The 5695-nt window shown below is 70.8% G+C and carries 4 protein-coding genes; 2 read left to right on the top strand and 2 right to left on the bottom strand.

All coding sequences use genetic code 11. The annotated features are described in order from the left end of the window. The coding region (locus FL311_RS40550; protein ID WP_228557412.1) for a ribonuclease H-like domain-containing protein at positions 1-1192 on the bottom strand (1192 nt) is incomplete at its 3' end. A 53-nt stretch (positions 1193-1245) separates the two neighbouring features. Here FL311_RS40550 and FL311_RS40555 point away from each other — a divergent pair. Then, positions 1246-1890 carry a YafY family protein gene (locus FL311_RS40555; protein WP_141332990.1) on the top strand — a complete coding sequence of 215 codons (645 nt, stop codon included), beginning with the start codon at positions 1246-1248 and terminating at the stop codon, positions 1888-1890. A gap of 146 nt (positions 1891-2036) precedes the next feature. Further along, the gene (locus FL311_RS40560; protein WP_141332991.1) at positions 2037-3713 is read left to right on the top strand and encodes a long-chain fatty acid--CoA ligase; all 1677 of its coding nucleotides are present in this window, start codon (positions 2037-2039) and stop codon (positions 3711-3713) included. Between the two features lie 68 nt (positions 3714-3781). On the opposite strand, the gene FL311_RS40565 is transcribed toward FL311_RS40560, so the two are convergent. Beyond that, a partial coding sequence (locus tag FL311_RS40565; RefSeq protein ID WP_141332992.1) for a M1 family aminopeptidase occupies positions 3782-5695 on the bottom strand: 1914 nt, incomplete at its 5' end.

Genomic DNA, 5695 nt, shown 5'->3' on the forward strand with positions numbered 1-5695 from the left:
GGTACGCCCGCACCAGCAACGGGTCCAACACCCCCGTGGCCGGCCCCGCGTCCGCCAGGCGCTCGTACCGGCGCGGCGCCATGCGCGCCAGGGCGAACGCCGCCCCGCCCAACAGCCGCGCCACGCCCTCCGCCTCCGCCACGTCGTCCCGCGCGTAGCGCCGCACCCGCTCCGGGTCCGTCTTGAAGACCTCGTGCACCCGCGCCCCGGGGATGTACTCACGCGCCGGGCCCGCGATGCCGAAGTGCCGCGCCACCACCTTGAGCCCATGCCCCGGCAAATCCCGCGCCGAGAAGTCGTGCCGCAGCACCGCGTCCAACGTGTCGATGAACTCGCGCCCCGGCACCGTGTACCGCGCGCGCCGCATCGAATCCGCGTTGCGCTCCGCCCCCCGCCCCAACGCCGAGCCCCGCGCGGACGGACGGTGCCGCAGGCCCGGTGAGCCCGCGCGCCCCAACGCCAGCGGCACATCCAGCCGCCGCGCGCGCCGCGCGACGAAGGGCAGGTCGAACCCATGCAGGTTGTGGTTCTCGATGACGTCCGGGTCCCACTGGCGCACCCGCTCCACGAACCGGCGCAGCAGGTCCGCCTCCGCCGCGTCACCGTCCCCGTGCGCCTCCAGCACGTCCGTGTCCCCGCGCGGCCCCCGCATCGCGATGAGGAAGATGCGGTCCTTGCCCGGGTCCAGCCCCGTCGTCTCCAAGTCGAACTGGAGCCGATGCAGCGCCTCGAAGGAGAGCCCCCGGAAGTACGTCCGCCCGGACGCCGTGAGGTACTGCTCCTCCGGCGGCAGCGACAGCACCGTCTCCGCGCTCAGGTCCCGCAGGTTCGCGAACGGCCGCCCCAGCCGTCGCGACGCGCCCTGCAACACGTCCGACGCGAGCGCGCGCCCGTCCTCCGCGCGAATCAGGAAGCGCAGCGCCCCCGGCCCCGACAGCTCCTGGTACGTCACCCGACGCGGCGCGGGCCCCTCTCGCTCCGGTCGCAGCCGCGGCCCCAGGTGCTCCAGGTCCTCCAGGTTCGACAGCACCAGCCACGGCCGGAAGCGCACGTCCTCGCGCACCAGCGCCCCCGACTCCGGGAGCCTGCGCCACACGAAGGCGCGGCCGTCGGGCTCCGCCCACACCGAGACGATGCCCGGCGTCGCGTCCCAGCCCCACAGCCATTCGTCCTCCACCATGCCCGCCATCATGCCCCACACCTTGCCGCTCCCGGGTGTCAGCGGTATGTCAGGAAACCCACGCCATGCAACGCACCGAGCGACTCTTCGCACTCGCCGAGTACCTCCGGGGCCGCCGCACCGGCGTCACCGCCGAGACGCTCGCCGAGCGCTTCGGCGTCACCATCCGCACCATCTACCGCGACCTCGACACGTTGCGCGCCGCGTCAATGCCGGTGGCGGCGGAGCGGGGACGAGGCGGCGGCTACGCGCTGGACCGCAGCTACAGCCTGCCGCCGGTGAACTTCACCGCGCGCGAGGCGGCGCTGCTGGTGGCGCTGGGACGCTTCGCCATCGACATGCGGCTGATGCCCTTCGCGGGCACGCTCGAGTCGGCGTTGGACAAGGTGCGCGCCGCGCTCTCCACGTCCGCGCAGCGCGAGCTGCTCGACCGGCTCAAGGAGCTGAGCTTCCTGGGCGTGCCGTCGCTGCCGAGCAAGCCCGCCGTCCGAGCGGCCATCGAGCGCGCCTGGTTCGAGCAGCAGCCGTTGCGGCTGACGTACGTGGACGGCAACTTCCTGGAGACCACGCGCGAGGTGCGCATCCTCTCCGTCGTGATGGACCGACACGAGACACGCCTGGATACCCAGGACATGCAGAGCGGCGCGCGGCGCCCCTTCCGGTTGGACCGCATCGTCCACGCCGAGGTGCTGCGCGCCTTCGAGCCCTGAATTCCCCGCGCGCCAACGGCCATGCCGCACCGCATCAAAGGCAGACAACGAACATCGGTGACGTGAAGGGTCGAACAGGAGCGCAATCGGGATACCATCCGCGTCCCCCAACCCAACCCCACGACACGCGCCTTGGAGGCGAGCCGATGGAGAAGCCCTGGTTGAAGCACTACCCGCCTGGAGTTCCGGCGGAGATCGATGACCGTCAGTACCCGACGCTGACGCACCTGCTGGAGGAGGCCTTCACGAAGTACGCGGACCGGCCGGCCTTCAAATGCATGGGCAAGATCATCACGTACCGTGAGCTGGACGCGCTGTCGCGCCGGGTCGGCGCGTGGCTGCAGTCGCGCGGGCTGGAGCGTGGGGCGACCATCGCCATCATGATGCCCAACGTGTTGCAGTATCCGGTGTGTATCGCCGCCATCCTGCGCGCGGGCTACATCGTGGTGAACGTCAACCCGCTCTACACGCCGCGCGAGCTGGAGTACCAGCTCAAGGACAGCGGAGCCCAGGCCATCTTCATCCTGGAGAACTTCGCCACCACGCTGCAGCAGGTGCTGGACAAGACGCCGGTGCGCCACGTCGTGGTCGCGACGATGGGTGATTTGCTCGGCGGCCTGAAGGGCACGCTGGTCAACTTCGTGGTGCGCAAGGTCAAGAAGATGGTGCCCGCGTACGAGCTGCCGCGGGCGGTCAGCTTCAAGCAGGTGCTGTCGGAGGGGGGCTCGCGCACGCTGACGCCGGCCACCACGACGCGCGACGACATCGCCTTCCTGCAGTACACGGGCGGAACGACGGGCGTGTCGAAGGGCGCGATGCTGCTGCACCGCAACGTCATCGCCAACCTGCTGCAGGTGGAGGCGTGGCTGGCGCCGGCGCAGAAGGGGCGCAACATCGACCAGGTGAACATCGTCTGCGCGCTGCCGATGTATCACATCTTCGCGCTCACCGTGTGCGGGCTGATGGGCATCCGCATGGGCGCGATGAACATCCTCATCCCCAACCCGCGCGACATCCCGGCGTTCATCAAGACGCTGTCGGAGCAGCCCTTCCACATCCTGCCCGCCGTCAACACGCTCTACAACGCGCTGGTCAACCACCCCGACTTCGCCAAGCTGGACTTCTCCCACCTGATGGTCTCCAACGGTGGCGGCATGGCGGTGCAGAAGGCGGTGGCGGACAAGTGGTTCGCGCTCACGCGCGTGCCGCTCATCGAGGGCTACGGCCTGTCGGAGACCTCCCCGGTCGCCACGAGCAACACGCCCGTCGCCACCGAGTACTCGGGCACCATCGGCCTGCCCGTGCCGGGCACGGAGATCGCCATCCGCGACGAGGACGGCAAGGACGTCCCGATGGGCGAGTCGGGCGAAATCTGCATCCGCGGGCCGCAGGTGATGGCGGGCTACTGGAACCGTCCGGACGAGACGGCGAAGGTGATGTTCCCGGACGGCTTCTTCCGCTCGGGCGACATCGGCATCATGGATGAGCGCGGCCACACCCGCATCGTCGACCGCAAGAAGGACATGATTCTCGTGTCCGGCTTCAACGTGTACCCCAACGAGGTCGAGGGCGTGGTGGCCATGCACCCCGGCGTGCTGGAGGTGGCCGCGGTGGGCATCCCGGACGAGCACTCGGGCGAGGTGGTGAAGCTCTTCATCGTGAAGAAGGACCCGTCGCTCACCGAGGCGCAGATCATGGACTTCTGCCGCGAGCAGCTCACCGGCTACAAGCGGCCCAAGTCCATCGAGTTCCGCACGGAGCTGCCGAAGACGAACGTCGGCAAGATCCTCCGCCGCGAGCTGCGCGAGAAGAAGGTCGCCTGATTCAGGCGGCGCGCCGCTCGTCACGGCGGCCCGGGCCATGCTGGCGCCGGGCCGCCGGAAGAGGCGCGCTAACGGGAAGCTGACGCCTCCTCTACCCGGGGCGTCAGCTTCCGGAAGTTGTCCCCGCGCTCCCGCTCGATTCGCAGGAAGCCCGGGTCCACGCCCACGTACGCGGGGCGCTCCTCCACGATGAAGGCCACCTCCGTGGACGGGCCCTGGAAGCGGTGGCGCTCCACGCGCAGCGGGACGTCCTCCACGGCGCCGTCGCGCGGCGAGCCACGGTAGACCGCGAGCTCGAGCACCTCGTCCATGGGCAGGGGCACGTCCTCGCTCCCGCGCCGCGCGTGCTTGGCCGTGGCCACGCGCGCCGTCACCCGGAAGCGCCCGTCCTCCAGCGCCTCCACGGTGGCCGACTCCACCTTCAAGTCGTAGAGGACGACCTCCTTCATCCACTGGTCGATGAGGACGCGCTGCTCGGCGGACGCCTGGGCGTGCAGCGCGGCCAGCAAGTCCAACGTCGTCAGCGTGTTCTCACGCGTCTGCGAGGCCAGCAGGTGGCGCAGCGCCGCGTCCAGCCGCGATTCGCCCAGCAGGTCGCGCAGCGCGTTCATCACCAGCGCGCCCTTGCCGTAGTAGAGGTAGGACTGGCCCGCGCCCTTGTAGAGCGGCGGCTCGGCCTCCGCCTCCTCCCCGCGTCTGGAGAGATAGCGGTCCCTGTCGAACGCGAGCACCGGCAACAGCGAGCGCTCACCGTCCTGTCCCGCCAGCACCCGCTGCTCGGCGTACTTCGTCAGCGACTCCACCAGCATCGTCGCGCCCTCGACGGGAGCCGGGTCCAGCAGGTGGCCGAACCACTGGTGGGCGACCTCGTGCGCCGTGCGCCGCGTCACCAGGTCCACCGCGTCGTCCTCGCGCCCCATGTCCGTGAGGAAGCCCCGGTCCTCCACGAAGTAGATGACCTGCCGGAGGGCCAGCGCGCCGAAGTCCCAGTACGAAGGAATCTCCACCACGCGCAGCTGAGCGTCAGGGTAGCGCTGGAAGCGCGCGCCGAAGTCGTCCAGCGAGCGTGTCACCGCCGCCTGGATGGCCTTCACGTTGTAGGGGTGCGACGGGTGGTAGTACACCTCCACGTCCACGCCCTGGTGCCGCGTCCGCTCCACCGCGTAGCGGGCGGAGACGATGGCGAACATCGGCGTCATCGGCCGCGCCTCCACGAAGTGGAAGTGGCGCCGGCCCGCCTCGGTCCACTCGCGTCGCAGCGCGCCCGGCGCGACCGCCGTCTGGTCCCCGTCCGTGGACACGGTGAGGTCCAGCGTGTGCCAGCCCTGCTCCACCGGAAGGGGCACGGCGCCGCGCTCGTCCAGCCTCGGCAGCCTCGGCTGCTCCGGCAGGCCCCGCGCCCGCCGCTCGGCCGCGTTGCCCAGCTCATACGTGCGGCGGTAGCCCAGCGAGGGGAACACCTCCGTGTTGCGCAGGAAGGTGCCGTTCTCCACCAGCGACAGCTCGAAGTCCGTCGCCCTCACGCCCCGCTCCTCCCGGGTGACGTCGAACGACAGCTCGGACACGCCGCCCGGTGGCAGCGCGGGCGACAGCGCGAAGCGGACCATGCCGAAGCGCTCGTCGTGGGACACCTGCTCCGCGCCGCGCAGCGCCAGCGACACGGGCCGCGCGGACCGGGGCACCGCGACCCACAGCGTGTCGATGGGCTCCCGGGTGCGGTTCTCCAGCCGGTAGCTGCCCGTGACGCGGTAGCGCGCCTCCTGGGGGAGGAGGTCCACCTTCGCCGTCACCGCGGTGATGCTCGGCACCGGGAGCGCCTCGTGCACCTTGTACGTGCGCTCGTACGCCTCCTTCCAGTCGCGTGAGGCCTCGCGCGACTCGTACGTCCCCTGGAGCACCGTGTCCCGCAGGATGACGCCGCCCATCAGCACCAGCACGCCCCCCGCGACGCCCGCCGCGAGCCACCCGCCCCTGCCCCACCG

The sequence above is a fragment of the Myxococcus sp. AB025B genome (genome assembly GCF_006518215.1).
Lineage (GTDB): Bacteria > Myxococcota > Myxococcia > Myxococcales > Myxococcaceae > Myxococcus > Myxococcus fulvus.

Excerpts from the sequence above, each read along its gene's own strand:
- FL311_RS40560 (WP_141332991.1), top strand. The coding sequence starts at position 2,037 with ATGGAGAAGCCCTGGTTGAAGCACTACCCGCCTGGAGTTCCGGCGGAG.
- FL311_RS40555 (WP_141332990.1), top strand. The coding sequence starts at position 1,246 with ATGCAACGCACCGAGCGACTCTTCGCACTCGCCGAGTACCTCCGGGGC.